Source organism: Mesorhizobium sp. M1338 (assembly GCF_040318045.1).
Taxonomy (GTDB): Bacteria; Pseudomonadota; Alphaproteobacteria; order Rhizobiales; family Rhizobiaceae; genus Mesorhizobium.
The window spans coordinates 101136-115652 of record NZ_JAMYLL010000001.1 but is presented as its reverse complement, the minus strand read 5'-3'; the positions used below and the strand labels follow the sequence as shown (position 1 = coordinate 115652).

Here is a 14517-nt window from a genome sequence, read left to right as displayed (position 1 = left end):
TTTTGGACATGATCATCGGAGAGAACACCTGAATGTCGCATGATCTGTTCGAGGCCGCCAAGGCTGCCATGGCCAAGGCCTATGCGCCCTATTCGAAGTTTCCAGTGGGCGCTGCCTTGCGCACCGAGGACGGGCGTATCTTTACCGGCGCCAATATCGAGGTCGCCTCCTATCCGGAAGGCTGGTGCGCGGAGACCACAGCGCTCGGTCACTACATCATGGGCGGGGGCGGCAAGATCGTGGAGATCGCCGTTCTTGCCGAGCGCATGGCGAAATGCTCGCCTTGCGGTGGCTGCCGGCAGCGGCTGGCCGAATTCTGCCGGCCCGAAACCAAGCTCTATCTCTGCGACAATGCCGGCGTGGCCGAAACCGTGACCATGGGCGACATGCTGCCCTATGGTTTCCGCGGCGACATCTTGCAATGAAGACCTGACTCGGAATTGGCTGAAATGACGGAAAAGGCGCTGGATCATCTCATCGAAAGGCTGGACGGTCTCGCACCGTTGACGGCGCTTGTGCTGGGTTCGGGCCTGGGCGGTCTTGTCGACCAGATCGAGGATCCGATCCGCATCTCCTATGCCGAGTTGCCGGGCTTTCCCAGAAGCGGCGTCACCGGCCATGCCGGTGAGGTGGTGGCGGGGCTGTTCGCCGGCGTGCCGGTGCTGATGCTGTCGGGCCGCGCCCACTACTATGAGCACGGCGTTGCTGCGGCGATGCGTCCGGTGCTGGAGGTGCTTGCCGGCATCGGCATCACGAAACTGATCCTCACCAATGCAGCCGGCTCGGTCGATCCGGATATGCCGCCGGGCTCGGTGATGCTGATATCGGACCACATCAATTTCTCGGGCACCAACCCACTCATCGGGGAGCCCAGCGACCGCCGCTTCGTTGGTCTCACCGAAGCCTATGATGCCGGCATCCGCAAGGCGATCGAACGGGCGGCGAAAGCGACCGGCACCGCGCTGCACAAGGGCGTCTACATGTGGTTCTCGGGGCCGTGCTTCGAAACACCCGCTGAAATCCGCATGGCGCGCATCATGGGCGCCAACGCGGTCGGCATGTCGACCGTACCGGAGGTCATTCTCGCCCGTTTCCTCGGGCTGCGCGTCGCCGCCTGTTCGGTCATCACCAATCTGGCGGCCGGCATGACCGGTGCCGAGCTTTCGCACCAGGAGACCAAGGACATGGCACCGATAGGCGGCGCGCGGCTGGCAACCATCCTGCAGCGCGTGTTCCGCGACGGACTGCTGGAGAGCTGATGCTTCCGCAGGAAATCATCCGCCGCAAGCGCGACGGCCTGAGGCTGTCGGAGCAGGAGATCGCCGGCTTCGTCGAGGGCGTGACCGATGGGGCCGTTTCGGACGGTCAGGTCGGTGCCTTCGCCATGGCGGTGTTCTTCAACGGCATGAGCCGCGACGAGGCGGTGGCGCTGACGCTCGCGATGCGCGATTCCGGTGACGTGCTCGACTGGTCGGACCTGCCCGGTCCGGTCACCGACAAGCATTCGACCGGCGGGGTCGGCGACAATGTCTCGCTCATGCTGGCGCCGATCGTCGCCGCCTGTGGCGCCTATGTGCCGATGATATCAGGCCGTGGCCTTGGCCACACCGGCGGCACGCTGGACAAGATGGATGCGATCCCCGGCTATGTGAGCCAGCCCGATATCGCGCTGTTTCGCAAGGCCGTTCTTGAAACCGGCTGCGCCATCATCGGCCAGACCGCCGACCTCGCGCCCGCCGATCGACGGCTCTATGCGATCCGCGACGTCACCGGAACCGTCGAATCGGTGCCGCTGATCACCGCCTCGATCCTGTCGAAGAAGCTGGCTGCCGGGCTGCAATCGCTGGTGCTCGATGTCAAGGTCGGCAACGGCGCCTTCATGGAGAAGTCGCGCGACGCAACCGCACTCGCCAACAGCCTGGTCGAGATCGCCAATGGTGCCGGGCTGAAGGCCTCGGCGTTGATCACCGGCATGAACGAGCCGCTGGCATCGGCCGCCGGCAACGCCGTCGAGGTGCGCAATGCCGTCGATTTCCTCACTGGCCGGTTTCGCGACCATCGGCTGGAGGACGTGACGCTGGCGCTGGCCGCCGAAATGCTGCAGTCGGCGGGACTGGTGTCGTCCAACCAGGATGGCATGCGGCGCGCCACCGAGACGCTCGCCAGCGGCCGCGCCGCCGCCACCTTCTCGCGCATGGTGGCCGCGCTTGGCGGTCCGGCCGATTTCATCGAGAAGCCGGAAAAATATCTGCCAGTGGCGGCGACCGAATTTGCCGTCAGGGCGACCGAAAACGGCTTCGTCACCGGCATCGCCACCCGAGACATTGGGCTCGCCGTGGTTAGCCTGGGAGGCGGACGCACGCGGCCGGACGACAAGGTCGACCCTGCGGTCGGCATCACCAGGCTGTTGCCTATCGGCGCGGAGGTCAGGGTCGGCGAGCCGCTGGCGCTGGTCCATGCCCGCTCATCGGCCAATGCCGAGGCTGCCGCCGCCGCCGTGCTTTCGGCCTATACGGTCGGCGCTTCGAAGCCGGCCGCCGACAAGTCGGTCATCCGGCGGATCCTGCCGCGCGGCTGAGCAATTCCAGGAAAAATGTGTAACGGTTTTCCCGGGAAAAGCGCATAGCGCTTTCCCTTGGGAATTGCGGAAAACGAATAGGACTTTACTGAACGAGCAGCAGCGTGCCGTCCTCGACCTGGTATTTATCGAGCCGATTAAGGAAACTCATGCCGATCAGATTGGTGCGCAGCGCCCTATCTTCGAGCACGATGGTCTGGACGTCGTTGACCGTGATGTTGCCGATCTGCAGGCGGCCGATCATTGCCACGGCTGCCTTGATGGTGCCGTTGGCGGTGCTGACCTCGTGACTGAAGTCGGAAGGGTTCAGCGACAGGCCGATCTTGCGCGCCGTTGAAATGTTGATGGCGACCAGTGTGGCGCCGGTGTCGATCATGCCGTCGATCTGACGTCCGTTGAGTTTGAAGGCCGACGAGAAGTGTCCGCGCTCGTCTGCCGCAACGACGACCTTGCGGCCCATCGGCAGCGGCGCCACCGGCTTGTCGGGGACCGATGCCAAATTGACGTCGGATTGGGCTTCGACCGCTTGTTTGCTCGTCACCGTGGATTTCAGCAGGTTTTCAACGAATTGCGGATTCGACTGATACACAATCGGTATCGATGCCGACGTGCCGGCGAAAACGCCAAGGATGAGAAGTTTGCGCAGCATGGATCGGCCTCGCCGCATGACCCCGAAAATCGGGATCGATTTTCGGAAAGGATCATGCGCAAAATCAAAGCGCTACAGCGTCCTTTGCGCGTCCGAATGGACGCGCGGCGCTGTAGTTGAGGGCCGATCCTTAAGCCCGGATGGTGTTTGCCGCTTTAACGGGCGCCAAAACCGCGCCTTTGCGTAAATATTCGGTAAATAGTACCAGGCAACTTTGCCTGGTACTATTTGGTCCCGTACATGCGGTCGCCGGCATCGCCGAGGCCGGGCATGATGTAGCCCTTCTCGTTGAGCTGGCGGTCGATGGATGCCGTGAAGACGGGAACGTCCGGATGCGCCTTGGTGAAGCGCTCGATGCCTTCGGGCGCTGCCAGCAGGCAAAGGAAACGGATGTTGGTGGCGCCGCGCTCCTTCAGCTTGTCGATCGCCGCGATCGCCGAATTGGCGGTCGCCAGCATCGGATCGACGACGATCACCAGACGGTCGGCGAGGTCGCTCGGCGCCTTGAAGAAATATTCCACCGCTTCCAGTGTTTCGTGATCGCGGTAGAGACCGACATGGGCGACGCGGGCCGCCGGCACCAGGTCGAGCAGGCCTTCCAGCAAGCCGTTGCCGGCGCGCAGCACCGAGGCGAAGACCAGCTTCTTGCCCTCCAGCGTCGGCGCCTCCATGGTTTCCATCGGCGTTTCGATCGTCGTCGTCGTCAGTTCGAGGTTGCGGGTGACCTCGTAGCCAAGCAGCAGCGATATTTCGCGCAGCAGCCGGCGGAAGCCGGCCGTCGAGGTCTCCTTCTTGCGCATGATGGTCAGCTTGTGCTGGACAAGCGGATGGTCGATGACGGTGACGCCCTTCATGGTGTTCTCCTGATGCCTGCGACCGAAAGTGCGCATGGTCCTTTCGGACGCGCCGCGCTCCAAGCTGCTTGAGCGAACCCTAGCGACAATGCGGCGGCCAAGGAACCGCCTAGCCCGACCCGACCACAGCTTTGTCGGCAGAAATCAGCGTGCCGCGCTGTTCAACCGGGCAAGAAGTGCTGACTTGGTCTTTTTGTCGACGAAAGCGGCTTCGATGGCGGTCCGGGTCACGGCGACCAGCGCCTTTTCGTTCATCGCGAAATGCTCGGCGGCGATGTCGTATTCGCGCTTCAGCGAGGTCCAGAAATAAGGCGGATCGTCGGAATTGAGCGTCACCTTGCAGCCAGCCGTCTGCAGGGCCGGAAACGGATGGTCGGCAAAACTGTCGAACACCTTGAGCGCGATGTTGGAGCCGGGGCAACATTCCAGCACGACGCCCTCGTCGGCGATGCGCCGAACAAGGTCCGGGTTCTCGATGGCACGCACGCCATGGCCGATGCGGGACGGACGGATGTGGTCGAGCGCCGCCTGGACGGTCTCCCAGCCTGTCAGTTCGCCGGCATGGATGGTGATGCCGAGCCCGGCCTCGCGGGCGATCTCGAAAGCCCTGACATAGTCTTCCATCTCGCCGATGCGCTCATCGCCGGCGACGCCGAAACCGGTGACCAGCGGGTGCCCGCAGCGCGCCGCGAAACGCGCCGCCTGCTCGATCGACTCGACGCCGACATGGCGCACGCCGGTAACGATCATGCGGCCCTCGATGCCGGTCTTGGCCTTGGCGCGCGCCATGCCTTCGCCAAGCGCATCGGTATAGGCCTTGGGCGAAAGCCCGGCCTTCCTGGCGTGGTCCGGCGAAGTGAATATCTCGGAATAGATAGCCCCGTCGCGGGCAAGGCTGGTCAGATAATGATCGGCCAGCCGCGCATAGTCCTCCTCGGTCCGGAACAGATCGGAGGAAAAGTCGTAAGCCGCGAGGAAGGACGTGAAATCGTGCCAGACGAACGAACCGTTCTGGATATAAGGCGAGGTGTCCTTGCCGTATTTCTGCGCCTGGCGGATGACGAGTTCAGGCGCCGCTGCCCCTTCGATGTGGCAGTGCAGTTCCGCTTTCAAAGGCATTCAATCATCCCGTCGGTCAGTCCAGGTCTTGAAAACCGCCACCTGGAAGCGCGGCCGAACACCGCGCCTTAAACAATAGCGCCCGCACCATCGATCGGCTATGGTCCCGCCGGTTTTATGACGGATCAAAAAAATGTCAGTTGAGAGAACCACGGCCGCGAGCGGCATGGAAACCTCTTATGGTTTCAAGCGTGTTGGGGCTGGCGACAAGCAGTCCCTGGTCAACGATGTTTTCCACAAGGTGGCCAACCGCTACGACCTGATGAACGATCTGATGTCGGCCGGCCTGCACCGGCTGTGGAAGGATGCCATGGTGACATGGCTCAATCCTCCAAAAAGGACCGGCTGGCGCGTGCTCGACGTTGCCGGCGGCACCGGCGACATCGCCTTTCGCATCGTCGATGCCAGCCACGGCAATGCCCATGCCACGGTGCTCGACATCAATGGCTCGATGCTGGCCGTCGGCCGCGAACGCGCCGAAAAGAAAGGCCTGTCCGGCAACACCGATTTCGTCGAGGCCAATGCCGAGGAACTGCCCTTCCCCGACGCCACATTCGACGCCTACACCATCGCTTTCGGCATCCGCAACGTGCCGCGCATCGATGTCGCACTCGGTGAAGCGTTCCGCGTGTTGAAGCCGGGAGGGCGCTTCCTGTGCCTTGAATTTTCCGAGGTCGAGATGCCGCTGCTCGATAAGGTCTACGAAGCCTGGTCGTTCAACGCCATTCCGAAGATAGGCAAGATGGTGACCGGCGACGGCGAGCCCTATTCCTATCTGGTCGAATCGATCGCAAGGTTTCCCAACCAGCAGAATTTCGCGACGATGATTTCCCGCGCCGGCTTCGATCGCGTTTCCTTCCGCAACTATTCCGGCGGTATTGCCGCGCTTCATTCGGGCTGGAAGCTTTGAGGCCGGGGGGCATTTTTCACGTTCGACATGCGCTATGCCGGTTCGAAGAGCCGGCAGAACGGGCGCGGCCATGAGCACCGCCAGCGCTGGATTTCGGCTTATGCGCGCCGGCTGGGTGCTTATGCGCGAGGGCGTCGTTGCCGCCTTGCCAGGCGACGAACTGTCCGGCCTGCCGAAATTTGGCTGGCGGCTGGCACGGCTGTTCACCCGCCGCCGCGCGCTTGCCTATGAGCGCAGCGACCGGCTGGCCAAGGCGGTCGTCCGGCTCGGTCCCTCCTATGTCAAGCTCGGCCAGTTCCTCGCGACGCGGCCCGACGTCGTCGGCAACGACATGGCGCTCGATCTCGCCATGTTGCAGGACAAGATGCACACCTTCCCGAAGATCGAGGCGGTTGCGGCTATCGAGGCTTCGCTCGGGCGCAAGATCGGCGATCTCTATTCGCATTTTGGCGACCCGGTCGCTGCCGCCTCCATCGCCCAGGTCCATGCCGCCGACGCGATCCACGACGGCGTTGCCACCAAAGTGGCGGTCAAGGTGATTCGGCCGGGAGTGCGCCGCCGCTTCTTCCAGGATCTCGAAAGCTATTTCCTCGCCGCTCGCCTGCAGGAAAAATACATTCCGTCGTCCCGTCGTCTGCGGCCGGTCGAGGTCACCGAGACGCTGGCGCAGACCACCAAAATCGAGATGGATCTTCGCCTCGAGGCGGCGGCGCTTTCGGAACTCGGCGAAAGCACCAAGAACGACCCCGGTTTTCGTGTGCCATCCGTCGACTGGGAGCGCACCGGCCGTGATGTGCTGACCATGGAATGGGTCGACGGCGTCAAGATGAACGACATTGCTGGCCTCGAAGCCGCCGGCCATGATCTGAAGGCGATCGCCGCGAACCTTATTCAGTCGTTCCTGCGCCACACGCTGCGTGACGGGTTCTTCCACGCCGACATGCATCCGGGCAACCTCTTCGTCGAGGCAAACGGCACCATCGTCGCCGTCGATCTCGGCATTGCCGGACGTCTCGGCAAGAAGGAGCGCCGTTTCCTCGCCGAAATCCTCTACGGCTTCATCGTGCGCGACTATCTGCGCGTCGCCGAGGTGCATTTCGAAGCCGGCTACGTGCCGCGCCAGCACAACGTCGCGGCCTTCGCGCAAGCGATCCGGGCGATCGGTGAGCCGATCCATGGCCAGCCGGCCGAGACCATTTCGATGGCCAAGCTTTTGACGCTGCTATTCGAGGTGACCGAACTCTTCGACATGGCGACGCGGCCGGAACTGATCCTGCTGCAGAAGACCATGGTGGTGGTCGAGGGCGTCGCGCGCACGCTCGACCCGGCTTTCAACATGTGGAAGACGGCCGAACCGGTGGTAAGCGGCTGGATCGCCGGCAACCTTGGGCCGCGTGGCATGATGCTCGACGCGCGCGACGGCGCCAAGGCGCTGCTGACGCTGGCCCGCCAGGCGCCCGAGCTTGCGGCGCGCACCGATCGGCTGTCGCGCGAGATCGATCTGATGGCCGAGCACGGCCTGCGCTTCGACGAGACCACCGCACGCGCCATAGGCAAGGCCGAGGCGCATTACAGCCGCTCCGGCCGCCTGGCCCTGTGGGTGATCGCACTGACGCTGGTCTATATCGCCTGGAAGATCGTCTAGCATTCCAGTCGCCTCAGACTCCGAGTCCGCAACTTGCGGCAGTCTGATTGCATTGCTATCATTGCGCTCGGCAATCCCATCCGAGTGCAATCACATGGCCAGCATCACGATCCGCAACCTTGACGATGAGGTCAAGGAGTTGCTGCGCCGATTGGCGGCGGAGAACGACCGCTCCATGGAAGAGCAGGCGCGGGTCATGATCCGGGCCGCCGTTGACGGGCAGATCGGCCCAGTGGGCCGCATCGACCAGATCGAGAAAACGCTGCGCGAGTTGACCAGCGTGCACGGCGCGGCGACCCCGGCTACCGCCCCGGCAGGCAAGAGGCTTTCGCGCGGCCTCTCCGGCAAGCGCATCCTGCTCATCATCGGTGGAGGCATTGCCGCCTACAAGGCGCTCGATCTCATCCGCCGGCTGCGCGAGCGCGGTGCTGCGGTTCGGGTGGTGATGACATCGGCCGCGCAGGAATTCGTCACCACGCTATCGGTCGGCGCGCTCTCGGCCGACCATGTCTTCACCGACCTGTTCGACCGCCAGGACGAGCACGATGTCGGTCATATCAGGTTGTCGCGCGAGGCCGACCTTCTGGTGGTGGCGCCCGCCACTGCCGACCTGATGGCCAAGCTTGCCAATGGCCACGCCAACGATCTTGCCTCCACCGTGCTCATCGCCACCGACAAGCCGGTGTTGATGGCGCCTGCCATGAACCCCAGAATGTGGGCGCATCCGGCCACCCGCCGCAACCGTGCGGCGCTACGGAAGGACGGCATTGCCTTCGTCGGCCCGGCCAAAGGCGAGATGGCCGAAAGCAACGAGGCGGGCGAAGGCCGCATGGCCGAGCCGCTGGAGATCGTCGCCGCCATCGAGGCGCTGCTCGATATCGGCCCCAAGCCGCTGTCGGGGCGCAAGATCATCGTCACCTCCGGCCCGACGCATGAGCCGATCGACCCGGTTCGCTACATCGCCAACCGTTCGTCCGGCAAGCAGGGCCATGCCATCGCCGCGGCACTGGCGAGACTCGGCGCCGATGTGCGTCTCGTCTCCGGCCCGGTCGGCATTGCCGATCCCGCCGGGGTGAAGACCATCCATGTCGAACGTGCGCAAGAGATGCGCGATGCGGTGGAACAGCTTCTGCCCGCCGACGCGGCGGTGTTCGTCGCCGCCGTTGCCGACTGGCGCAGCGAAAATTCGGCCGGTGAGAAGATCAAGAAGGTTGCGGGCGAAGGGCCGCCGGTGCTGCGCATGGTCGAGAACCCCGACATTCTCGCCGGGATTGGCCATCACAGCCAGCGACCCGGGCTTGTGATCGGCTTCGCCGCCGAGACACAGGATCTGTTGCGCAACGCCGAGGCCAAACTCAGAAAGAAGGGCGCCGATTTCATCGTTGCCAACGACGTGTCGCAGGAAAGCGGCGTCGGTCCTTCGGGCGTGATGGGCGGTGATCGCAATCGGGTGCGGATCGTATCGAAGGCCGGCGTCGAGGAATGGCCCGAGATGAGCAAGGACGAAGTGGCGGCGCGGCTCGCCGCCCTGATCGCCGAACGGTTGAAAACGATCGTCGTTTGAGCCGACGCAAAGACGTCCTGCCGCCACGTTCGCTGCGGTGACGCACCGCGTTCAAGCGCGCGCTTCAGGTCCTGCGGGTCCACATGAGCTTTGCGGTCAATTGGTCAAAAGCTCCGCGGTTCGGGCAAGCGCGCCGGCGAAGCCGTTGAGCGGAATGGAAAAGCTCACCGCTTGTCCGGTGTCGGCCGCGAAGGCATCGATCTTCAGGGTGGTACCCGACTTCAGCAGCGGCGTGACAGTCGCATCGAACGCCACCGGCACCAGACAGCCGACGACCTGGCAGGTGTTGAATGCCAGGCTGCCGTCCAGTTTCTGATCGTCGATGGTCAGGCTGACCCCTTTGGCCAACGCCAGGCCGAACGGCAGCGCAAGCGTTCCCGTGGCATCCTCGCCGGTCTTGCTCGACAACTCGATCGCCAGCAGGCGCTGGTTACTTTGCTTGTTGAATTGCTGATGCGACAGGCTGCAGGTCTTGGTCGTGCCTGATATCTGGCAATTGACCGTCCAATCGCCATGGGTTTCGGACAGTGCCGACGCGCCACCAGGTAGCTGCGGCGCATCGACGGCGGCGGGCGGCGCGGTGACCTTGTCGCCCTGCGCCGCCACGGCCGGCACGCCGATGGTGCAGGCAACACCCAGCATCGCCACGAGATACGCGTACTTCCTCATAAAGATCCCTCCCGCCCGGCTCTGCCTCGGGCCAGCTGGAAGCTGACCTTGAGAGACGCGCTGATCGCGTTCCGTTTAATGTTTCGCCGAAGGCGCCATTATACCTGATGGACATGCCGACGCCGTTGACGCCGTTCGGCTCAAGGCCGGCGCCGACCCGATAGAGCGGCGAATCGACGGCTTCCGTCAAGTTCAATGCGAGGTTGCCAGGCAGATTCTAGGCCGCCGCCATTCGGCGGTCGACAGGCCGATTTCGTCTCGATCAACGCTTGGATATGGCACGGCCGGACCGACGTCCCTATATTGAGACCAGGATTCATTACGTGGGAATGAGCGAATGTCGGCGCTTCGACCATCAACGATTTTCACATCGGCAATGGTGGCCACGGCAATGCTGGTGGGCGCTCGCCTGCCCACTTCCGCGCAAGCCCTCAATTCCGCCACCGGCGACAACGCGCTGATCCGGCAGAACGACCTGCAAATCCTGCAAAACAGGGTTCAGCGGCAGCAATACCAGCAGCAACAGCAGCAGTATCGTGCCCAGGACCGTCAGATCGTTCGGCAGCCGCCGACAGTCGTGCAGCAACTCAAGCCAGGCTGCCAGATGCAGATAATCGGCACCACCGCCGTGAGCAATTGCCGCTGACATCCAGGCGTTTTTCATTTATTTAGCCGACTTATGTATTCGGGGTGCCTTTCGGCACACGCGAAAGTTTTGGTTTTGCAACGATGCCTTGTCGCGCTATGCGGCATTGCATCGACTGGATCGACGAAATGGCAGCCACCAAGAAAAAGGCCGTACGCAAGGCAAAGAAGGGCGAGAGGATCCGCCAGGTGGCGGCTATTCCCTTTCGGCTGAACGCGCGCGGCGATATCGAGGTGATGCTGGTGACGTCGCGAACCACCAGACGTTTCATCGTCCCCAAGGGATGGCCGATGACGGGCAAGAGCGGACGCAAGGCGGCCACCATCGAGGCGCAGGAGGAAGCCGGCGTGCTCGGCAAGACACTGAAGCAGCCGGCGGGCACTTATTCCTACTGGAAACGGCTGGCCAACCGCTTTGTCCGCGTCGACGTCATCGTCTATTTGCTTGAGGTGACCGAGGAACTGGCCGACTGGCAGGAAGCCAAACGACGCCAACGGGCCTGGCTGGCGCCGGCCGACGCGGCCATGCTCATCGATGAGCCCGAACTTTCGACATTGGTGAAGACCTTGAATCTCCCCCAGCCTGCGCCGGTCACTCCAGACTAGGGTCAGGCCTCACTCGCCGGTGTCATCCCCTTCGGGAAACGGTCGCGCCGGCGTACCGGTATAGGCCCACAACCACTCGCGCGGCAGCGGCCCCTTGTTCCGCTCGGTTTGCTGCGACTGCTCCCAGGCATGCGCCAGGATGCCGACCGAGCGCGACAGAACGAAAAGCCCGCGCGTCAGCGGCGGCGGAAAGCCGAGTTCGCCATAGATGACGATGAAGGCGAGCGTCAGCAGCGTCAGCGAAAGCTTGTGGGTGTAAAACACCGACCAATCGCCATTCGAGATGGTCATCGCCCGGCGGAACTGGGTTTCGGCGAGTTGCCCCAGGATCATGCCGATGATGACGGGCGCGGTCGGAAAATCGAAGCGCCGCATCAGGGAGCCGGCGGCCCCCAGCAGATAGAGTATGACGAGGTCGATGGGCGATTGCGAAATGCCATAGGTGCCCGACCGTGGCGAACAGCAAAATGCCGGCATAGAGCTGCGGCGCCGGGATGAGCCTCGCGGCGGAGCCCTAGCACCAATCCGCCCCCTGAGTTCTGAACACAATCCGATTCAATTTGAAGCAGTTGCGTGACGCTGCGTAATATTCAGCCGTGCACTGCAAGAATCGCTCGCCAAATAGTTGAAGTCTTTATTCGCTGTTAAGTGCCCCATGATAACTGGACCGTTGTCGCCAGCTGAGCGACATGAGGGCGAACGCAGTCTCAACCGACGAATGAAACAATCGGACAGACGTGCTGACAGGGATCATGGCAAATCCATGGAAATTCGATGAAGCTGGCATCGATGTATGCAAGCCCCCGTCTTCTCGGGCTCGTCTGGCCTTTCATCGCCGTCGTTCTTGTTCAGGCCCTGGTTGCCAGCCTCAGCCTCTACACGCTGTCGGCGGTTCGCGCCTATGTCGGCGGCGAAAGCCAGTGGTCCAAGGGACAGAAACACGCCATCTATTTTCTCAGCCTCTATGCCGGCACCGGCAACGCGGAATTCCTCAGCGAGTATCTTGGAGCGATCGCCGTTCCGCTGGCCGATCGTTCGGCACGCCTGGCGCTTGAGCAGCCCGAGCCCGACACCAACGCGGCGCGCACCGGCTTCCTGCGGGGCGGAAACCATCCCGACGACGTGACGGGGATGATCTGGCTGTTCCAGAATTTCCGCGGCTTCAGCTATCTCGATGCCGCCATCCGGCACTGGACGGCTGCCGATACCATGATCCTCGCCATCCAGCGGCTCGGCGACGCTATGCACGAGACGCTGGGCAAAGGGCCGGCATCAGCGGCCGAGATCAGCGCCTGGAAGGCGGAGATCCATCAGATCGATCATCGGATCAACCCGCTTTCCAAGGCCTTCTCGGACAGCCTCGGTGAGGGGTCGCGCTTCATCAAGATGCTGCTTACCTTTGCCAATCTTGTCACCGCCACCTTGCTGATCCTGCTAGCCGTGTGGCGGACGCGCAAGCTCCTGGCGCAGCGTCAGGCGTTCCAGTTGGCGCTCAATGCCGAGCGTGAGCGCGCGCAGATCACCCTGGCTTCGATCGGACAGGCCGTGATCAGCACCGGCGCCGACGGACGGCTGGACTACATGAACGCGGTCGCCGAAAGATTGCTGGCATGTCCGCTCGGTGTCGCCAGGGGCAAGCCGATCGAGTCGTTATTTCGCCTTGTGGACAAGGACACCAGCGACGAGGATATCAGGCTGATCGAGCGCCTGCTGGCCGGTGAGCCGCGCCGTTCCAGCGCGCGTCCGCAATTGCTGCAGCGGCCGGACGGCTCGGTTGTTCCCGTCGCGGTGACCGGCGCGCCGCTGCTCGTTTCCGGTCACGTCGTCGGCGCGGTGCTCGCCTTCCACGACATGACGCGCGAAGAGGACTATATCGAACGGCTCTCATGGCAGGCATCGCATGATGCGTTGACCGGACTGGCCAACCGGCGCGACTTCGAAAGCCAGCTGGAAAGAACGATCGCGGACTTGGCTGACCAGCCCCGCCAGCACGCGCTGATGTATCTCGACCTCGACCAGTTCAAGCTGGTCAACGACACCTGCGGCCATGCCGCGGGCGACCAGCTGCTGCGCCGGATTTCAGCGCTGCTGACCAATGAATTGCGGCCAGGCGATGTGCTGGCCCGGCTGGGCGGCGACGAGTTCGGCGTGCTGCTCGTCGACTGCGATGCCGACAGTGCGGCCGACATCGCCGAACGGTTGCGCGCCGCCGTGCAAGACCTGCATTTCGCCTGGGACGGCAGACCCTTCAACACCAGCGTCAGCATCGGCATGGTGCAGATCGCCGATGCGCAAGTGACGATCGAGGAAACGCTTAGGGCCGCCGACGTCGCCTGTTACATGGCCAAGGAAAAGGGCCGCAACCGCGTCCAGATCCACAGCGATGGCGACATGGCCTTGCAGGAGCGCTTCGGCGAGATGGCCTGGGTGCAACGCCTGCACGCCGCCCTCGAAGAAAACCGCTTCAGGCTTCATGCCCAGGAAATCTGGCCACTCAACGACGACGACGCCGAGGCAGGTGCACATATCGAGATCCTGTTGCGGCTGACCGACGAAGACGGCGGCTTCGTCACTCCGCAAAGCTTCATTCCCGCGGCAGAGCGTTACGGCCTGATGCCGTCGATCGACCGCTGGGTAGTCCGCAACACGTTCGCCATCCTGGCCGCGCGGCAGGCCGATCCGCGCACGGCTCCGATCTCCACCTGCGCCATCAATCTTTCCGGTGCCACTTTCGGTGACGAGACATTCCTGTGCTTCCTGCGCGAGCAATTCCTCGCCCATCGCATTTCGCCCGCCATGATCTGCCTGGAGATCACCGAAACCAGCGCCATTGCCAATCTCAACAATGCCATGCGGTTCATCGCCGATCTGCACGGCCTGGGCTGCCGCTTCGCGCTCGACGATTTCGGCTCCGGCATGTCGTCCTTCGCCTATCTGAAGCACCTGCAGGTCGACTACCTCAAGATCGACGGCAGCTTCGTCAAGGATATGCTGGAAGACCGAATCGACCACGCCATGGTCGAGATGATCCATCACATCGGCAAGGTCACGGGCAAGCGCACCATTGCTGAGTTCGTCGAAAGCGACGGCATCATTGCCGCACTGAAAAAGATCGGCGTCGATTATGCCCAGGGCTATGCGATCGCGAAGCCTCGGCCATTTGACGCTTCAACGGTATTGCTCTGCCAAGGCGTCGCGCCGGTCGCAGACACCGTCACCGATTCATGGGGCGATCCGGCGCAGAAGCTGCGCCGCAAGGCCAGCTAGAATGCGTCCTC

General features: G+C 63.1%; 13 protein-coding genes and 1 pseudogene. 9 read left to right on the top strand and 5 right to left on the bottom strand.

The window, feature by feature from the left end; genetic code table 11:
- Nucleotides 1–32 precede the first annotated feature (32 nt).
- From cdd to deoA, 3 genes are read left to right on the top strand one after another with little or no spacing between them, the layout of a single operon-like run.
- On the top strand, nucleotides 33–425 hold the full coding sequence (cdd, locus tag NKH19_RS00580; protein ID WP_352863061.1) for a cytidine deaminase: 393 nt from the start codon (nucleotides 33–35) through the stop codon (nucleotides 423–425).
- Nucleotides 426–449: 24 nt separating this feature from the next.
- The gene (locus NKH19_RS00575) at nucleotides 450–1259 is read left to right on the top strand and encodes a purine-nucleoside phosphorylase (RefSeq protein WP_352863059.1); all 810 of its coding nucleotides are present in this window, start codon (nucleotides 450–452) and stop codon (nucleotides 1257–1259) included.
- Entirely contained in the window at nucleotides 1259–2578 is a 1320-nt protein-coding gene (gene deoA, locus NKH19_RS00570) for a thymidine phosphorylase (RefSeq protein ID WP_352863057.1), read from the top strand. Before NKH19_RS00575 ends, deoA begins: the two co-directional genes overlap by 1 nt.
- Nucleotides 2579–2663: 85 nt before the next feature.
- Here the strand turns inward: deoA and NKH19_RS00565 are convergent, their stop codons facing one another.
- The 3 genes from NKH19_RS00565 to NKH19_RS00555 form a co-directional block, all read right to left on the bottom strand.
- Nucleotides 2664–3227: a TIGR02281 family clan AA aspartic protease gene (locus NKH19_RS00565; RefSeq protein WP_352863056.1), complete on the bottom strand. Its 564-nt coding sequence runs from the start codon at nucleotides 3225–3227 to the stop codon at nucleotides 2664–2666.
- Between the two features lie 224 nt (nucleotides 3228–3451).
- On the bottom strand, nucleotides 3452–4081 hold the full coding sequence (gene upp / locus NKH19_RS00560) for a uracil phosphoribosyltransferase (protein ID WP_352863054.1): 630 nt from the start codon (nucleotides 4079–4081) through the stop codon (nucleotides 3452–3454).
- Nucleotides 4082–4225: 144 nt separating this feature from the next.
- Nucleotides 4226–5200 carry an adenosine deaminase gene (locus tag NKH19_RS00555; RefSeq protein WP_352863052.1) on the bottom strand — a complete coding sequence of 325 codons (975 nt, stop codon included), beginning with the start codon at nucleotides 5198–5200 and terminating at the stop codon, nucleotides 4226–4228.
- 133 nt (nucleotides 5201–5333) lie between these two features.
- On the opposite strand from NKH19_RS00555, the gene ubiE reads away from it, so the two are divergent.
- The 3 genes from ubiE to coaBC all read left to right on the top strand — a co-directional run bounded on the left by ubiE (nucleotide 5334) and on the right by coaBC (nucleotide 9319).
- Entirely contained in the window at nucleotides 5334–6110 is a 777-nt protein-coding gene (gene ubiE, locus NKH19_RS00550; protein ID WP_352863050.1) for a bifunctional demethylmenaquinone methyltransferase/2-methoxy-6-polyprenyl-1,4-benzoquinol methylase UbiE, read from the top strand.
- 70 nt (nucleotides 6111–6180) lie between these two features.
- Nucleotides 6181–7755 (top strand): 2-polyprenylphenol 6-hydroxylase, encoded by a 1575-nt coding sequence (ubiB, locus tag NKH19_RS00545; RefSeq protein WP_352863048.1) that lies wholly within the window; start codon nucleotides 6181–6183, stop codon nucleotides 7753–7755.
- A gap of 94 nt (nucleotides 7756–7849) precedes the next feature.
- Entirely contained in the window at nucleotides 7850–9319 is a 1470-nt protein-coding gene (gene coaBC / locus NKH19_RS00540) for a bifunctional phosphopantothenoylcysteine decarboxylase/phosphopantothenate--cysteine ligase CoaBC (RefSeq protein WP_352863046.1), read from the top strand.
- A gap of 96 nt (nucleotides 9320–9415) precedes the next feature.
- Here the strand turns inward: coaBC and NKH19_RS00535 are convergent, their stop codons facing one another.
- Nucleotides 9416–9988, bottom strand: coding sequence for an invasion associated locus B family protein (locus NKH19_RS00535; protein WP_352863044.1), 573 nt, complete (start codon nucleotides 9986–9988; stop codon nucleotides 9416–9418).
- A gap of 337 nt (nucleotides 9989–10325) precedes the next feature.
- Here NKH19_RS00535 and NKH19_RS00530 point away from each other — a divergent pair, with 337 nt between their 5' ends.
- Nucleotides 10326–10634: a hypothetical protein gene (locus NKH19_RS00530; RefSeq protein WP_352863042.1), complete on the top strand. Its 309-nt coding sequence runs from the start codon at nucleotides 10326–10328 to the stop codon at nucleotides 10632–10634.
- Nucleotides 10635–10762: 128 nt separating this feature from the next.
- Nucleotides 10763–11239, top strand: a complete 477-nt coding sequence (locus NKH19_RS00525) for an NUDIX hydrolase (RefSeq protein WP_352863040.1) — start codon at nucleotides 10763–10765, stop codon at nucleotides 11237–11239.
- Nucleotides 11240–11248: 9 nt separating this feature from the next.
- Here NKH19_RS00525 and NKH19_RS00520 read toward each other — a convergent pair.
- Nucleotides 11249–11461: pseudogene (locus NKH19_RS00520) on the bottom strand (citryl-CoA lyase); the annotation flags it as partial.
- A gap of 552 nt (nucleotides 11462–12013) precedes the next feature.
- Between NKH19_RS00520 and NKH19_RS00515 the strand changes: the two are divergent.
- A complete protein-coding gene (locus tag NKH19_RS00515; RefSeq protein ID WP_352863038.1) occupies nucleotides 12014–14506 on the top strand; it encodes an EAL domain-containing protein in 2493 nt (830 codons plus the stop codon).
- Nucleotides 14507–14517: the final 11 nt, after the last annotated feature.

Bases quoted from the DNA above. Each gene is read 5' to 3' on its own strand.
- cdd (WP_352863061.1), top strand. From the start codon at position 33: ATGTCGCATGATCTGTTCGAGGCCGCCAAGGCTGCCATGGCCAAGGCC.
- NKH19_RS00575 (WP_352863059.1), top strand. From the start codon at position 450: ATGACGGAAAAGGCGCTGGATCATCTCATCGAAAGGCTGGACGGTCTC.
- deoA (WP_352863057.1), top strand. From the start codon at position 1,259: ATGCTTCCGCAGGAAATCATCCGCCGCAAGCGCGACGGCCTGAGGCTG.
- NKH19_RS00565 (WP_352863056.1), bottom strand. From the start codon at position 3,227: ATGCTGCGCAAACTTCTCATCCTTGGCGTTTTCGCCGGCACGTCGGCA.
- upp (WP_352863054.1), bottom strand. From the start codon at position 4,081: ATGAAGGGCGTCACCGTCATCGACCATCCGCTTGTCCAGCACAAGCTG.
- NKH19_RS00555 (WP_352863052.1), bottom strand. From the start codon at position 5,200: ATGCCTTTGAAAGCGGAACTGCACTGCCACATCGAAGGGGCAGCGGCG.
- ubiE (WP_352863050.1), top strand. From the start codon at position 5,334: ATGTCAGTTGAGAGAACCACGGCCGCGAGCGGCATGGAAACCTCTTAT.
- ubiB (WP_352863048.1), top strand. From the start codon at position 6,181: ATGAGCACCGCCAGCGCTGGATTTCGGCTTATGCGCGCCGGCTGGGTG.
- coaBC (WP_352863046.1), top strand. From the start codon at position 7,850: ATGGCCAGCATCACGATCCGCAACCTTGACGATGAGGTCAAGGAGTTG.
- NKH19_RS00535 (WP_352863044.1), bottom strand. From the start codon at position 9,988: ATGAGGAAGTACGCGTATCTCGTGGCGATGCTGGGTGTTGCCTGCACC.
- NKH19_RS00530 (WP_352863042.1), top strand. From the start codon at position 10,326: ATGTCGGCGCTTCGACCATCAACGATTTTCACATCGGCAATGGTGGCC.
- NKH19_RS00525 (WP_352863040.1), top strand. From the start codon at position 10,763: ATGGCAGCCACCAAGAAAAAGGCCGTACGCAAGGCAAAGAAGGGCGAG.
- NKH19_RS00515 (WP_352863038.1), top strand. From the start codon at position 12,014: ATGAAGCTGGCATCGATGTATGCAAGCCCCCGTCTTCTCGGGCTCGTC.